The organism is Pseudomonas sp. S34, assembly GCF_009866745.1.
Taxonomy (GTDB): domain Bacteria; phylum Pseudomonadota; class Gammaproteobacteria; order Pseudomonadales; family Pseudomonadaceae; genus Aquipseudomonas; species Aquipseudomonas jessenii.
Genome location: NZ_CP019398.1, coordinates 1,603,004 through 1,620,009, shown reverse-complemented (window position 1 = coordinate 1,620,009; position 17,006 = coordinate 1,603,004). Strand labels below are relative to the sequence as shown.

Below are 17,006 nucleotides of genomic sequence, written 5' to 3'. Positions count from 1 at the left end.
GAAGCATGACACTGCGAAAACAGTTGTTCCTGGCAATCTGCCTGTTCCTGCTGGTGGCGTTCAGTGGCAGTTTTTTTGCCAGCCTGGAAAGCTCCCGCGAACAAACGCTCAGCCAACTGCGCGCCCACGCCCAGGACGCGGCCACCGCGCTGGGGCTGTCGCTGACGGCACAGGTCGATGACCCGGCAATGATGGAACTGATGGTCAGTTCGATTTTCGACAGCGGCTATTTCAGCAGCATCCGCGTCATCAGGCTCAAGGATCAGCAAACCCTGGTGGAACGCACCGCACCGACAAAAATCGGCGGTGTGCCTGACTGGTTCGTCAACCTGGTCGACCTGCGCCCGGAGGGCGGCGATGCCCTGATCATGCGCGGCTGGGAACAACTGGCACGGGTCGAAGTGCTGAGCAATCCGCAATTCGCCCTGGCCAAGCTCTGGGAAAGCACCCTTGGCAGCCTGATCTGGCTGCTACTGTGCGGGCTGTTCAGCGCCGTGATTGGAGGATGGATGCTGCGCCGGCAATTTCGCCCACTCGACAGCATGGTCCGACAAGCCGAGGCCATCAGCAAACGCGAATTTCTCAGTCTGCCGAAACTGCCGCGCACACCGGAATTGAAACGGGTCGTGCTGGCGATGAACCAGATGGTCGAGAAGCTCAAGGCGCTGTTCGTCGAGGAGGCTGCACGCAGCGAAAAACTGCGGGCCGAATCCTATCTGGACAGCCTCACCGGCCTGGCCAACCGACGCCTGCTCGACGAGCAACTGGCCGACCATTTACGCGTGTGCGAACAGAGCCGTGATGGCCATTTGCTGATGTTGCGAATCAACGACCTGAACGGCCTCAACCAGCGCCTGGGTGGCCAACGGACTGATGCGCTGATCACTGCCGTCGGCGAATTGCTCAAGCGCCTGACTCAATTGCCGGAGCGTCGAACCTGGCTGGCGGCGCGCAACCGTGGCGGCGAATTCAGCCTGCTGACACCGGGTCTGGATGCTGAAAGTGCCGCGCGCCTGGCCGCCGATGTCAGCGTCAGCCTGGAGAACCTGCGCCTGACCGGCGCCAGCGATTGCATGCCGGTCGCCCATCTGGGCGTTGTCGCCTACCGCCCCGGTGAGCCGATCAGCACCGTTCTCCTGCGCCTTGATCAGGCGCTGACGGAGTCCCGGCAGCATCCCGAACGCCCCTGGGTTCATTTGAGCCATCGTGACACCGCACCCAATCACTCCCAGCACGACTGGCGCACCTGGATCGACGACGCCCTGACCCATGGCAAAGTGCTGCTGTACTTTCAGCCCGTCGTGCAATGCGCCGACACCCGCCAGATGCTGCATCACAAAGTACTCGCACGCCTGCTCGACCCGCAGGGCGAAGCGATTGCCGCGGGGCATTTCCTGCCGTGGATCGAGCGTCTCGGCTGGTCGGGAAGGTTCGACCTGGCGATGCTCGAAGCCACGCTGGACGAGCTGGTGGTCAACCGCAGCCCCTTGGCATTGAGCCTGTCCGGGAGCACCCTGCGCGACCCGGTGCAATGGAGAACAATTCTCGACCTGCTCGAATCCCTTCCCGAACTGGCACCGCTGTTGACCCTGGAAATCGACGAGCGCCAGTTGCCCTCCCCCGAAGTGCTGCAGAACCTTTGCAGCACATTGCTCAAGACCGGTTATCGAGTCGGCCTGCAACACTTTGGCGGGCGCTTCAGCCAGATCGGCAACCTGACCCAATTGGGCTTGGCGTACCTGAAAATCGATGGAGCCTACATTCGCAACATCGACGAGCAGCCTGACAAACGACTGTTCATCGACGCGATCTTTCGCGCAACCCACAGCATAGATTTGCCGCTGATTGCGGAAATGGTCGAGACGCGTGGGGAACTGGAGGTAATCAGGGAGTTGGGAATATTCGGGGCCATGGGTCGATTGATCGGGGCGCCCAGGTTTTCTAACCACTGACCGGGCATCGACTATTGTCCCGGGCAACAAAGAACCCGCCTCCCCTTCACAGGGATGGCGGGTTCTTTAGCGGGTTTTCAGGTCACACGGTATCCACCTTCAACGAATGATCGTTGAGCATGCCGTTGATAATGGTCCCCGTGTCATGCCCACCCGCGATCACCCCACCCGCGCCTGGCGTTACACCGTATTGACTGGCGAGGTCGACGCCGGCCAGGTCGATGGTCTGGTTCGGCGCGGCACCGGCCATGGCGCTGACGTCGATGCTGGTCACTGTCGACGGCCCGCTGCCGGTGACGGTGAAGTGCAGGTAGTCATCCAGCGAAGCCGTGGTGCCGTTTTCCCCTTGCAGCAGTTGCGACAGGTCGAGTTTGTCGGTGCCGGGCGTGAAGTCAGTGATCACGTCATGGCCATTGTTGCCCTTGAACCACTGGAAGGTATCGCCCCCCGCCCCCCCGGTCAGGGTGTTATTGCCCAGGCCACCAATCAGCAAGTCATCGCCGCCCCCGCCGCTGAGGATGTCGTTGCTAAGACCGCCATTGATCGTGTTGTTAGTGTTGTCGCCGGTCAGGGTATCGTTGAAGTTCGAGCCGATGAGGTTTTCGATACCGGTCAGGGTGTCAGTGCCGGCACCGAGAGTGTTTTGCCCACCCGGCAGGCTGAGGCCGACCGTCACCCCAGCCGTGGCGTGGGCGTAACTGGCCGTGTCGATACCCGTGCCGCCATCAAGGATGTCATTGCCCTGGCCGCTGAAGAGCAGATCATTGCCGGCGCCACCATGCAGCTCGTTGTTGCCGGAACCGGCAGTGAGCACATCGTTGCCGTCGCCGGCATTGATGATGTTGTTGCCCGTGCCCGCCACCAGTACGTCATCCCCACTGGTACCGGTGAGGGTATGGCCGTCCTGATAGCTGATGGTCAGGTTGGCCGAGTCGCTGCCGCCGTGGTTGTCGTTGGCGGTGTAGGTGCCGTGGTAGTCCGTGGTGACTTCGTGTGCTCCGGCGTAGTTGACGGTCATGGTCAGTTCGTAGTTTTCTGCCCCATTCTTATTGCCGCCACTGGAATTGGCGATGTTGGTCACGTGGATCTGGTAAGTGCCATCGGCGCCTGCGGTGATGGTGTCACCATCGGCGATGCTTACGAACGCCCCACCGTTGAGCGAATACTCCATCGTGATGTGCCCGTCATCCAGGTTGTGATTGAGGTTGAGTGTCTCACCTTGATTCAGCTTGACCGTGATGAAGTCTTCATTGTTGCCATTGGAGTTGTTCGCTGCGCCAAGATAACCACTGACCACCAGCAGCGCCGTCATGGTCGCCGCGTTGGCCGCAAAGGCGTTGCGCACGTTGGCCAGATTCTGGTTGCCGGGGTTGTTGTTTTCGCCGGCGAAGCTGATCGCGCCGGTGCCGGTGAAGTCCGCGCCTTTCACGACCCAGCCGGTGTTGAACGAGGTCGGTGTTGCCGAGAGTTGATCGCCGTTGGGGTCGGTGTCGTTGGCCAGCAACAGTTCGCCCGGCACCACGACGGTGCCCGAGAGCACGTTGGTGATGACTTGGTCGTCCACCGCCACCGGAGGCGCGTTGGGGATCACTTTCACGGTAAGCGTCGAGCTGGCGAGGTCGCCATCGTTGTCGCTGGCGGTGAAACCGATGTTCTCGGTGATCACCACCGCAGTGGTTTTCTGCGAGGTGTAGTTGTAATCGCCAGTGTCGAGGTTGATCACCAACGTGCCGCCGTTGTTGGTGGCGATGCTCACCGTGTTGTTCACGGTGTTGAAGGTGCCGTGGTTGGTGCCGCCGCTTGACGTCAACGAACCCTGGCCGCTGAGGGCGTTTGGATCGTAAGTGTAGGTAGTGCCGTCGACCACGATGGATTTGATGAAACCGCCATCAGCGCCGAACGTGCCGCCCTCACCCAGCAACGAACCGGTGACCGGTGAGCCGACCACGGTGCCGGACAGCACCGAGTTGAGTTGGTTGAGGTCAGTGACCACCACCGCATTGGTGTTGGTGTGGCTGATGCCGTCGTAGGCCAGCGGATCGAGGTTGGCGTTGCTCACGCCACTGCCCAGGCCGATCGCGTAGTTCTTGATGTTGTTGGCATCGAGGAAGGCTTTCAGCGCGGTTTCGTCGGCGGTGCCGATTTCCTGGCCGGTGGTGGGCTTGCCGTCGGAGAAGAAGTAGCCGACGTTTTGCGCACCAGTCAGTTTGCCCGAGGTGTTGAACGCGGCCTGCATGGTCACCACGGCCGCGTCGTAGTTGGTCCCGCCGTTCGCGGTGAGGCCGGCCAGCAGTGTCTTGGCGGTCGCGACATCGACCCACACAGAGGTCATGTCGGTAGCGCTGCTGCTGAAGGTGACGAGCTGCACTTTCACATCGCCGAGGTCATCGTATTTATCCAGCAAGGCACTGATGGCCTGCTTGGCCAGGGCCAGGCGCGACAGGCCCGACACGCCGGATGGGTCCGCCATGCTGCCGGAGACGTCGAGCACGATCAGCAGGTTGGAATCGATCTCCACCGCCGCCACCGAGCGATCCGTTGCCACCGCCTTGGGCACGTCATCGACAATGTTGACCACGATGGTGCTGGTGCTGCTGTTGCCCAGCGCATCGGTCGCTTTGTAGGTGAAGCTTTCACTCAGGCTGTTCGGCCCGTCGTTGGCATTCGGCAAGGTTTTCGGAGCCGAGGTCAGGGTGTAGGTATAGCTGCCGTCGGGGTTGATCAGGATCTTTCCGTAGGTGCCTGTCGCGCTGCCGACCAGGGTGTAGGTGAGCGCGCCGCTGGCACCCGAGACCGAACCGACCAGGGTCCCGGACGCGGTTTCGCCAGTGTTGCCCGGGTCGCTGCCGGTGACCGTACCGGCGATCAGGTCCAGCCCGTCCTTGCTCAGGTCGAGGGCTTTTTCGTAGACCGTCACGTCGCTATCGGGGTTGGCCTTGATCGTGCTGCTGGCGACGTCGATGGTGATGGTGGTGGTGCTTTCATCGCCATCGGCATCACGCACGGTGTAGGTGAACGTGTCAGTGGCGCCCGGATCGCCGACGGAATCCTGGTTGCTGTGATACACCGCGTTGCCGTTGGCATCGAGGGTCAGGTAGCCATAGGTGCCGTTGATCTGGTTACCCAGTCCGCCGATGGCCGAGGTCGAGGTGTTGCCGCCGGCACGCACGCCGACCACCGTCGCCGGACCATCGGCGCCGCTGGCGTCATTGCCCAGCACACTGATGTTGACGGTGCCGCCCTCCACTACCGACGACGAGTCAGGTTTGGCGCTCGGCAAGTCATCGATGATGTTGACGTTGATCTGCCCGGTCGCCGTGTCGCCATTGCTGTCGATAGCGACGACGTTGAAGTTCTCGGTCAGGCTGTTGGCGCCGTTGGCGGTTGGATGGGCTTCGTTATCGTTGAGGGTGTAGCTGTAGCTGACCACCCCGCTCGCCGCGTTGTAATCGGTGATGGTCAGGGTGCTGCCCAGTAGCGTAACGGCCGTTTGCGGGAAGCTGGCGGCCACGCCTCCGCTGACGACAGTGATGCCGCCCACGGTCAGGGTCGTTACGCCGTCGAGTGCAGTGACGGTGAAGGTGCCGCTCTGGGTCAGGGCCGATGCGTTGGGGTTGCTGCCGTCGCCGAGATTTTTTTCGTAGACCGTCAGCTCACCGCCATACACGTTGAGGCCGTTGAGGGTCACCGGATCGTCGTTGTTGTAGACGTTGAGCACCAGGTTGGCGGTGCTGCTGTCGCCGTCCGAATCGGTGATTGTGTAGGTGAAGGTTTCGGTGCCGTCGCCACCGCCGTGCAGGGCTTTGAAGTCGGCATCGCTGGTGTTGAGGGTGTAGGTGTAAGTGCCGTTGGCATTCAGCACCAGAGTGCCGTAGGTGCCGGTGAAGGTGCCGGGGGTGATAGGGCCGGCGTTTTCGCCGAGCGGTACGCGGTCGGCGCCTTGCACGTCGTTGCTCAGCACGTTGCCGTTGAGGGTCAGCAGGGTTTCCGAAGCCGTTGATGCATTGCTGTCGTACACGCCTTTCGGCAGGTCGTCGACGATGTTCACATCGAGGCTGCCCGTGGCGGTCGTGCCGTTGTCATCGACCACGGTCACGGCGAACTGCTCAGGCAGGGTGTTGGCACCGTTGGCGGTCGGGTGCGCTTCATTGTCGTTGAGGGTGTAGCTGTAACTGACCACCCCGCTCGCCGCGTTGAACCCGGTAATGGTCAGGGTGCTGCCCAGCGGGGTGGTGATCGATTGCGGGAAGCCGGCGGCCACGCCAGCGGTGACCACGGCGATGCCGCCGACAGTCAGGGTCGTTACACCGTCGAGGGCGGTGACGGTAAACGTCCCGCTCTGGGTCAGGGCCGACGCGTTGGGGTTGCTGCCGTCGCCGAGATTTTTTTCGTAGACCGTCAGCTCACCGCCATACACGTTGAGGCCGTCGAGGGTCACCGGATTGTCGTTGTTGGAGACGTTGAGCACCAGGTAGGCGGTACGGCTGTCGCCGTCCGAATCGGTGATTGTGTAGGTGAAGGTTTCGGTGCCGTCGCCACCGCCGTGCAGGGCTTTGAAATCCGCATCGCTGGTGTTGAGGGTGTAGGTGTAAGTGCCATTGGCATTCAGCACCAGGGTGCCGTAGGTGCCGGTGAAGGTGCCGGGGGTGATCGGCCCGGCGTTTTCGCCGATCGTTACCCGGTCAGCACCTTGCACGTCGTTGGTCAGCACGTTGCCGTTGAGGGTCAGCAGGGTTTCCGAAGCCGTTGATGGATTGCTGTCGTCCACGCCCTTCGGCAAGTCATCGACGATGTTCACGTCGAGAGAACCGGTGGCAGTGGTGCCGTTGTCGTCGACCACGGTCACGGCGAACTGCTCAGGCAGGCTGTTGGCACCGTTGGCGGTTGGGTGCGCTTCGTTATCGTTGAGGGTGTAGCTGTAGCTGACCACGCCGCTCGCCGCGTTGAACCCGGTAATGGTCAGGGTACTGCCCAGTGGGGTGGTGATCGATTGCGGGAAGCCGGCGGCCACGCCTCCGCTGACGACAGTGATGCCGCCCACGGTCAGGGTCGTTACGCCGTCGAGTGCAGTGACGGTGAAGGTGCCGCTCTGGGTCAGGGCCGACGCGCTGGGGTTGCTGCCGTCGCCGAGATTTTTTTCGTAGACCGTCAGCTCACCGCCATACACGTTGAGGCCGTCGAGGGTCACCGGATTGTCGTTGTTGTAGACGTTGAGCACCAGGTTGGCGGTGCTGCTGTCGCCGTCCGAATCGGTGATTGTGTAGGTGAAGGTTTCGGTGCCGTCGCCACCGCCGTGCAGGGCTTTGAAGTCGGCATCGCTGGTGTTGAGGGTGTAGGTGTAAGTGCCATTGGCATTCAGCACCAGGGTGCCGTAGGTGCCGGTGAAGGTGCCGGGGGTGATCGGCCCGGCGTTTTCGCCGAGCGGCACGCGGTCGGCGCCTTGCACGTCGTTGGTCAGCACGTTGCCGTTGAGGGTCAGCAGGGTTTCCGAAGCCGTTGATGCATTGCTGTCGTCCACGCCCTTCGGCAAGTCATCGACGATGTTCACGTCGAGAGAACCGGTGGCAGTGGTGCCGTTGTCGTCGACCACGGTCACGGCGAACTGCTCAGGCAGGCTGTTGGCACCGTTGGCGGTTGGGTGCGCTTCGTTATCGTTGAGGGTGTAGCTGTAGCTCACCACGCCGCTCGCCGCGTTGAACCCGGTAATGGTCAGGGTACTGCCCAGTGGGGTGGTGATCGATTGCGGGAAGCCGGCGGCCACGCCAGCGGTGACCACGGCGATGCCGCCGACAGTCAGGGTCGTTACACCGTCGAGAGCAGTGACGGTGAAGGTGCCGCTCTGGGTCAGGGCCGATGCGTTGGGGTTGCTGCCGTCGCCGAGATTTTTTTCGTAGACCGTCAGCTCACCGCCATACACATTGAGGCCGTCGAGGGTCACCGGATTGTCGTTGTTGGAGACGTTGAGCACCAGGTAGGCGGTACGGCTGTCGCCGTCCGAATCGGTGATTGTGTAGGTGAAGGTTTCGGTGCCGTCGCCACCGCCGTGCAGGGCTTTGAAGTCGGCATCGCTGGTGTTGAGGGTGTAGGTGTAAGTGCCATTGGCATTCAGCACCAGGGTGCCGTAGGTGCCGGTGAAGGTGCCGGGGGTGATCGGCCCGGCGTTTTCGCCGAGCGGCACGCGGTCGGCGCCTTGCACGTCGTTGGTCAGCACGTTGCCGTTGAGGGTCAGCAGGGTTTCCGAAGCCGTTGATGCATTGCTGTCGTCCACGCCCTTCGGCAAGTCATCGACGATGTTGACGTTGATCTGCCCGGTTGCACTGTCGCCATCGCTGTCGGTAGCGACGACGTTGAAGTTCTCGGTCAGGCTGTTGGCGCCGTTGGCGGTCGGGTGCGCTTCATTGTCGTTGAGGGTGTAGCTGTAACTCACCACACCAGTGGCGGCATTGAACCCGGTAATGGTCAGGGTGCTGCCCAACGGCGTGACGGCGGTTTGCGGGAAGCCTGCGGCCACACCACCGCTGACGACAGTGATGCCGCCGACGGTCAGGGTTTGCAAGCCATCGAGGGCGGTGACGGTAAACGTCCCGCTCTGGGTCAGGGCCGATGCGTTGGGGTTGCTGCCGTCGCCGAGATTTTTTTCGTAGACCGTCAGCTCACCGCCATACACATTGAGGCCGTCGAGGGTCACCGGATTGTCGTTGTTGGAGACGTTGAGCACCAGGTAGGCGGTACGGCTGTCGCCGTCCGAATCGGTGATTGTGTAGGTGAAGGTTTCGGTGCCGTCGCCACCGCCGTGCAGGGCTTTGAAGTCGGCATCGCTGGTGTTGAGGGTGTAGGTGTAAGTGCCATTGGCATTCAGCACCAGGGTGCCGTAGGTGCCGGTGAAGGTGCCGGGGGTGATCGGCCCGGCGTTTTCGCCGAGCGGCACGCGGTCGGCGCCTTGCACGTCGTTGGTCAGCACGTTGCCGTTGAGGGTCAGCAGGGTTTCCGAAGCCGTTGATGCATTGCTGTCGTTCACACCGTTGGGCAGGTCGTCGACGATGTTCACGTCGAGTGAACCGGTAGCAGTGGTGCCGTTGTCGTCGACCACGGTCACGGCGAACTGTTCAGGCAGGGTGTTGGCGCCGCTGGCGGCCGGGTGGGCTTCGTTGTCCACCAGGGTGTAACTGTAGCTGACCACGCCGGTCGCCGCGTTGAACCCGGTAATGGTCAGGGTGCTGCCCAATGGAGTGGTGATCGATTGCGGGAAGCCGGCGGCCACGCCAGCGGTGACCACGGCAATGCCGCCGACGGTCAGGGTGGTTACGCCGTCGAGGGCGGCGACAGTGAAGGTGCCGTTCTGGGTCAGGGCAGTGGCATCCGGTGCACTGCCGTCGCTGAGGTTTTTCTCGAAGACGGTCAACTCGCCGCCCTCGGTATTCAAACCGCCAATCGTGATCGGGTCATCGTTGTTGTGGATTTGCAGCACCAGGTTGGCGGTGCTGCTGTCGCCATCGGCGTCTGTCAGCGTATAGGCGAAGGTTTCCGTGCCATTGCCGCCGCCGTGCAACGCCTGGAAGTCGGCATCGCTGGTGTTCAGGGTGTAGGTGTAAGTGCCGTTGGCATTCAGCGCCAAAGTGCCGTAGGTGCCGGTGAAGGTACCGGGTGTGATCGGGCCGCTGTTTTCACCGAGCGTCACCCGGTCCGCGCCTTGCACGTCGTTGCTCAGTACGTTGCCGTTGAGGGTCAGCAGGGTTTCCGAGGCAGTGCCATTGCTGTCGCCCACGGCGTTGGGCAGGTCATCGACGATGTTCACGTCGAGTGAACCGGTGGTAGTGGTGCCGTTGTCGTCGACCACAGTCACCGCGAACTGTTCGGGCAATGTGTTGGCGCCGCTGGCGGCCGGGTGGGCTTCGTTGTCCACCAGGGTGTAGCTGTAGCTGACCACGCCGGTTACCGCATTGAACCCGGTAATGGTCAGGGTGCTGCCCAGTGGGGTGGTGATCGATTGCGGGAAGCCGGCGGCCACGCCAGCGGTGACCACGGCAATGCCGCCGACGGTCAGGGTCGTTACGCCGTCGAGAGCGGCGACGGTGAAGGTGCCGTTCTGGGTCAGGGCAGTGGCATCCGGTGCACTGCCGTCGCTGAGGTTTTTCTCGAAGACGGTTAACTCGCCGCCCCCGGCATTCAAACCGCCAATCGTGATCGGGTCATCGTTGTTGTGGATTTGCAGCACCAGGTTGGCGGTGCTGCTGTCGCCATCGGCGTCTGTCAGCGTATAGGTGAAGGTTTCCGTGCCATTGCCGCCGCCGTGCAACGCCTGGAAGTCGGCATCGCTGGTGTTCAGGGTGTAGGTGTAAGTGCCGTTGGCATTCAGCACCAAAGTGCCGTAGGTGCCGGTGAAGTTACCGGGGGTGATCGGCCCGCTGTTTTCACCGAGCGTCACCCGGTCCGCGCCTTGCACGTCGTTGCTCAGTACGTTGCCGTTGAGGGTCAGCAGGGTTTCCGAGGCGGTGCCATTGCTGTCATCGACTGCTTGCGGCACGTCGTCGATGATGCTGATATCCAGCGTACCGGTAATGCTGTCGCCATTGCTGTCGCTGGCCACCACGGTGACGTGTTCGGCAAGACTATTGGCACCCTCGCCGCTTACGTGGGTTTCGGCACGGTTGAGGGTGTAGCTGTAACTGACCACGCCCGTGGCCAGATCGTAACCGGTGATGGTCAAGGTACTGCCCAGAGGGGAGGTGATCGACTGCGGAAAACCTGCCGCCACACCGCCGCTGATCAAGTTGATTGCGCCGATGCTGAGGCTGGTCAGCCCGTCTGGCGCATTGATGGTGAAGGTGCCGCTTCGCGTCAGCGAAACTTCGTTCCTCGCCGAACCGTCGGCCAGGTTGGCTTCATTGACAGTCCGCTCGCCGTTCTGCTCCGACAGGCCGACGAAGGTGACCGGATTGTTCGGCACCTGCGGCGTCACCGGCGGCACCACAGGGGCCTCGTCCGCTACAGCGATGTCCGGATTAACGTTAAGGCGTTCTTCGGGAAATTCGGGAATGCCATTGAACCCGGCAGTGGGGAAGCCGATGACCGGATCGACTCGCCCGCCCACTTCTTCGAGCATGACAAAACTATGGCCACTGCCCGGGATGCCGCCCGGTACTCCGGTAGTCATGGCAGGCCCGGCAGCGGTGGCTTCAGCGGTTTGGGTCGGGTCGTCGCCCGCCGCAATGGCTTTTTGCAGCTGTTCGACATCGGTCAGTTGCGCTTCGCTCGGTGTCACCGCTTCGGGTGAGTCGATATGGGGAATCTGATTGGCGAGTAACTGCGGCGTCATCTGCATGCTGCTGTCGCGCCCGAGGGTCAGTTCCTGGCCATTTTTCAGATGTACCGCCACCGCGCCTTCAGCGCCGGTGCTCAGTCGGTCGCCAGCGAACAGCCGGTCCCCCTCGACCAAAGCACGCCGGGTGCCGTCGCTCGCAACCGCGAACACCTGACCGATGACCTTACTGACGATTCCGATGAGCGTTGCCATGTGCATTTCCTCCGCCGCCAACCGCTGTCGGCACCTTGATTGCGCGAAGAACGTGCTCATGGCTCGAGCGGGTTGTCTGGCGGATCGTGTTCCGGGTGCCGGTTTACTTGAGTAAGCCGTGGCCCCGGCAACGATCTCGCCCAGCCAGTCGCTCACGGCGCTGTTTACGATTTCGGGGAAATCCCTCTGCAATCAATGGCATCGGATCCCTATTCGCAACAACGTTGCCTGTGAGCGATACGTAACGATCTCGAAGCACTTAAGTGACAAAAAACCGTCACCACCAGATCGCTCGCATCCCTCCCCTCCAGCACTTCTCCGCTCTATTTCGATAAGTGGATTGGAACTTTACTCAAACCCCGATGAGCGCCCTAGAGCCCATAAAACAAGGGCTTTCTAATTGAACAATGTGCTGGATTTTGCAGAGCGCATAAGTTTTTTTTGGCATATCCGTTATGAAAAAAATTTCTTGGCTACGCTCCAGAATGTTCTTAGCTCTTTTGTTAAAGATGTGAAACAACTTTACCGGTAAATTTCGTCAAATAATTGGCGACAGACAAGCACCATCAGGAATCAGGGAGATGTACATGCGCCTATTAACCCCCGTCTGCAGCGCGGTTCTTTTGGCCATGGCCTGCTCGTCCCAAGCGCAGGCCATAACGCTGACCGAAGCGATCCAGAGCACCATTGCGACCCACCCGGAACTGGCATCCCGGGTGGACAGCCGACTGTCGGCGGATGAGGACGTGAAGGTCGCCAAAGGGGGCTTTTATCCATCGGTTGATTTGAACGCCGCCTACGGGCGCGGGTACAGCGATAACACCAATACCCGGGCGTTCGGCAATCACCACACCGAAATTCTCAATTACACCCAGTCGGAATTGCGCCTGCGACAAATGCTCTTCGACGGGTTCAACACTTCCAATGAAGTCGAACGCACCAAAGGCGTGGTCAACTCGCGAGCCTATTACGCTCAGGGTACGGCTCAGGATCTGGCCCTGCGCACCACCGAGGTTTACCTCGAAGTCCTCAAGCGCCGCGAACTGGTGACCCTGGCCAAGAACAACCTGCAAGCGCACTTGCGGGTCAACGACCAGATCGGCCTGCGCACCCAGCGCGGCGTGGGCAGCAACGCCGATGCCGACCAGTCCAGCGCTCGCCGGGCACTGGCGGAAAACAACCTCGACACCGCCGAAGTCGATCTGGCGGATGCCGAGTCGAACTTCTATGCCGTTGTGGGGCGCATGCCCGATGAACTCGAAACCCCGCCGTCGATTCGCGGCGAAGTCCCCACCACCCTGCCCGAAGCCCAGCAAAGCATGGTGGAAAACAACCCTTACCTGAAATCCGCCCAGGCCGACGTGCAATCGGCCGAAAGCCAGTACGAAGTCGCCAAGTCGCCGTTCTACCCTCGCTTCGACGCCGAGGCGGCGGTGGGCGCGAACAACAACCTGCAGGGTGACGAAGGGCACGACAACGAATGGCGGGTCGGCGTGGTGATGAACTACAACCTGTTCCGCGGCGGCAGCGACAAGGCGCGCCTGGCCTCCGACTCGCACAAGATCAACCAGGCCATGGACATCCGCAACAATGCCCTGCGCCAGCTCAACGAGAACATTCACCTGGCCTGGAACGCCATGGTCAACGCCAAGAAACAAACCCCGACCGCCCGTGAATACGCCGACACCAGTAAGCGCGTGCGCATCGCCTACCAGGATCAGTTCGGCCTCGGCCAACGGACCCTGCTGGACCTGCTCGACAGTGAAAACGAGCTCTACAACGCCAACCGTCGCTATACCGAAGTGCGCTACACCGAAGAGTTCTCGATGTACCGTGTCCTGGCGAACATGGGCCAGTTGCTGAGCAAGCAACGGGTCGTACTGCCCGCCGACGCGATCGCCCAGACCGAAGTAAAAAACGAAGCTCGTCTACCTGATATGAAGTAGTGCACGGGAGGGTTCAATGACCAGCATGGAACCCGGCAACACCGGTGTCGATCCGCGCCTGAGCTTCGATGACCCGCTTCTGGACGGTCTATTGATCCTCTGCAAACTCCACGGCGCGACGGTCAGTCGCGCCAGCCTCAGTGCCGGGCTCCCCATGGCACACCAACGCCTGAGCCTGGACCTGCTGCCCCGTGCAGCGGCCCGGGCCGGTTTGCAGGCGCGCTTGCTGCGCCGCGACCTCAAAGACATCTCCTCGCTCAACCTGCCCGTGCTGCTGCTGCTCAACAACGGCCGCACGGCTGTGCTGCGTCGTTATGGCGAGGACGGCAAGGTGCTGATCCTGCCCAGCGAAGCCGACGGCGGCGAACAATGGCTCAGCCCAGAGGAGCTGGCCGAACACTACAGTGGCCAGGCATTGTTCGCCCGGCCACGTCACGAACTCGAAGACTTGCGATCGCCGCTGGTGCCTCGGGTCCAGGCCTGGTTTCGCGATACGCTGAAGCTGTCGAAATGGCTGTACAGCGATGCGATCCTGGCGAGCTTCCTGATCAACCTGCTGGGACTGATGGTGCCGCTGTTCGTGATGCAGACCTACGATCGCGTGGTGCCGAACCAGGCCACTTCGACCTTGTGGGTGCTGGCGATCGGTTTGCTGATCGGCACGGCTTTCGAACTGGTGCTGCGAGTTGTGCGCGCGCACTTGCTGGATACCGCCGGCAAGAAAACCGATGTGATCCTGTCCGCCACCCTGTTCGAGCGCATCACCGGCATGGCGATGAAAGCACGGCCGGCGACCATCGGTGGCTTCGCCCAAAGCATTCATGACTTCCAGGGCCTGCGGGAATTTCTCACCGCCGTGACCCTCACCAGCCTGATCGACCTGCCCTTCTGCCTGCTGATGCTGCTGGTGATCGGCCTGCTCGGTGGCTGGCTGGTGGTGATCCCGATGCTGGCGTTTCCCATCACCATCATCTTCGCCATGGTGATCCAGGTGCGCCTGCGCGATACCGTGCAAAAAAGCCTCAGCCTGGGCGCCGAACGCCAGGCACTGCTGATCGAAACCCTCAGCGGCCTGGAAACCCTCAAGGCCTGCAGCGCCGAAAGCGAACGCCAGCACAAATGGGAAAGCACCCACGGCGCCCTCACCCGCCTCGACAGCCACGCGCGCAACCTCTCGGCCCTGGCCACTAACGGCACGTTGTTCATCCAGCAACTGTCCGGCATGGTAATCATCGTCGCCGGGGTCTACAGCATCATCGCCGGCAACCTCAGCGTCGGAGCCCTGGTGGCCAGTTACATGCTCGGTAGCCGGGTACTTGCACCACTGGGTCAGATCGCCGGCCTGATCACCCGCTACCAGCAAGCGCAACTGACCATGAAAAGCACCGATGCGCTGATGGGCCTGCCCCAGGAGCGCGACGCCAGACAACGGCCACTGGAGCGCACCCAACTGCAAGGTGCACTGGATGTTGTCGGCGTAACCTTCCACTACAACGGCCAAAGTGCGCCCGCCCTGGCCAATGTCAGCTTCAGTGTGAAACCCGGCGAGCGCATCGGCATCATCGGCCGCAGCGGCTCAGGCAAAAGTACCCTGGCGCGACTGGTGATGGGCTTCTACGAACCGGATGAAGGCCAGTTGCTGCTCGATGGTCTGGACCTGCGGCAACTGGACGTCGCCGACCTGCGCCATCAAATCGGTTACGTCGCCCACGACCTGCCGCTTTTGGCCGGCAGCCTGCGCGACAACCTGACCCTCGGCGCGCGCTATATCAGCGACTCACGCATGCTCGAAGTGGCAGAGATGACCGGCGTTACCGAACTGGCCCGGCAACACCCGCAAGGCTTCGACCGGCCCGTGGGTGAACGCGGGCAACTGTTGTCCGGCGGCCAGCGCCAGGCCGTATTGATGGCCCGGGCGATGTTGCTCGACCCGCCCATCATGCTGCTCGACGAACCCACCAGCGCCATGGACAACAGCAGCGAAGACGTCCTGCGGCAAAAACTTCACGGATGGGTCCAGGGCAAAACCATCCTGCTGGTGACCCACCGCACCTCGATGCTGAGCCTGGTGGACCGGCTGGTGGTACTGGACAACGGACGGATCGTCGCCGACGGTCCGAAAGACGCGGTCATCGATGCACTGCGCAAGGGCCGTGTCGGCTCTGCGGCCGTCTAGGAGTCGCCCATGTCTGCCGATCAAGGTTCCCGTAGCTACTTCGACAGTTTCAACAAAAGTGCCGAAACCGAGTACATGCCGGAAACCGCCGGCGCCTCCTTGCAGGACTCACCGCGCTGGTCGCGGATCACCGTGTGGCTGGCGGCCGCGCTGTTGGTCAGTGCACTGGTCTGGGCCAAATTCGCCGTGTTGCAGGAAGTGACCATGGGCGAAGGCAAGGCGATTCCGTCAAGCAAGGTCCAGGTGATCCAGAACCTGGAGGGCGGCATCGTCACTGAAATTTTCGTCCGTGAAGGACAGATGGTGAAAAAGGGCGACACCTTGCTGCGCCTGGATGACACCCGCTACCTGTCGAACAAGGGCGAAAGCGAAGCCGATCGCTTTGCCTTGACCGCGCAGGTCGAACGGCTTTCGGCCGAAGCCGAAGGCCGGCCGTTCAAGCTGTCGGAAGAAGTGATCGCCAAAGCCCCGCAAGTGGCTGAAGACGAGCGTTCGTTGTACGAGCAACGACAACGGCGACTGGCCAGCGAGCAGCGCACCCTGAGCGAACAACTTCGGCAAAAAACCCAGGAGTTAGCGGAGTTCCGCTCGAAACAGGGCCAATTCAGTTCAAGCCTGGCGTTGTTGCAACAAGAGATGAACATGTCCGCGCCGCTGGTGGGCACGGGGGCGGTGTCACCGGTGGAAATCCTGCGGCTCAAACGCAGCGCAGTGGAGATTCGCGGCTCATTGAACGCCACCACACTGGCGATTCCCCGGGCGGAATCGGCGATCAACGAAATCAAAAGCAAGATCGACGAGTCGGAGCAAACCTTCCGCTCGGAAGCCGCCAAAGAGCTGAACGAGAAACGCACTGACCTGTCGAAAATCACGGCCTCGAGCATCGCCATCGACGACCGCGTGACCCGCACCACCGTGGTCTCGCCAGTGCACGGCATCATCAAGGTGTTGAAGGTCAACACCATCGGCGGCGTGGTCCAGCCCGGCAGTGACATGGTGGAAATCGTGCCGCTGGAAGACAACCTGCTGATCGAGGCCAAGGTACGGCCACAGGACGTTGCATTCCTGCATCCGGGCCAGAAAGCCATGGTCAAGTTCAGTGCCTACGACTACACCATTTACGGCGGCCTGAGCGCCAAGCTGGAGTTGATCGGCGCTGACACCATCACCGACGATAAGGGCAACAGCTTCTATCTGATTCAGGTGCGAACCGACAAAAACCATTTGGGCGGGGATGTGAAACCACTGCTGATCATCCCGGGGATGGTGGCGACGGTGGACATTATTACCGGGGAGAAAACGGTGCTGGATTATCTGCTTAAACCAGTGCTTAAAGCGCGGACCGAGGCGATGCGGGAAAGGTAGAACTGGTTGGAAATTTCTGTGACTGTTCTGCCGTCTTCGCGAGCAAGCCCGCT

General features: G+C 61.6%; 5 protein-coding genes. 4 read left to right on the top strand and 1 reads right to left on the bottom strand.

Annotation, left to right across the window (positions count from 1 at the left end; all coding sequences use genetic code 11):
* Nucleotides 1-5 precede the first annotated feature (5 nt).
* Nucleotides 6-1,952, top strand: coding sequence for a cyclic di-GMP receptor LapD (lapD, locus tag PspS34_RS07055; RefSeq protein WP_154860779.1), 1,947 nt, complete (start codon nt 6-8; stop codon nt 1,950-1,952).
* A gap of 82 nt (nt 1,953-2,034) precedes the next feature.
* On the opposite strand, the gene PspS34_RS07050 is transcribed toward lapD, so the two are convergent.
* The gene (locus PspS34_RS07050; RefSeq protein WP_159389534.1) at nt 2,035-11,466 is read right to left on the bottom strand and encodes a retention module-containing protein; all 9,432 of its coding nucleotides are present in this window, start codon (nt 11,464-11,466) and stop codon (nt 2,035-2,037) included.
* A gap of 587 nt (nt 11,467-12,053) precedes the next feature.
* On the opposite strand from PspS34_RS07050, the gene PspS34_RS07045 reads away from it, so the two are divergent.
* The 3 genes from PspS34_RS07045 to PspS34_RS07035 are packed head-to-tail and all read left to right on the top strand — an operon-like array spanning nt 12,054 to nt 16,953.
* Complete coding sequence (locus PspS34_RS07045; protein ID WP_150813384.1) at nt 12,054-13,412, top strand: TolC family outer membrane protein; 1,359 nt, start codon at nt 12,054-12,056, stop codon at nt 13,410-13,412.
* 16 nt (nt 13,413-13,428) lie between these two features.
* Complete coding sequence (locus PspS34_RS07040; protein ID WP_154860781.1) at nt 13,429-15,588, top strand: type I secretion system permease/ATPase; 2,160 nt, start codon at nt 13,429-13,431, stop codon at nt 15,586-15,588.
* 9 nt (nt 15,589-15,597) lie between these two features.
* Nucleotides 15,598-16,953, top strand: coding sequence for an HlyD family type I secretion periplasmic adaptor subunit (locus PspS34_RS07035; RefSeq protein WP_154860782.1), 1,356 nt, complete (start codon nt 15,598-15,600; stop codon nt 16,951-16,953).
* Nucleotides 16,954-17,006: the final 53 nt, after the last annotated feature.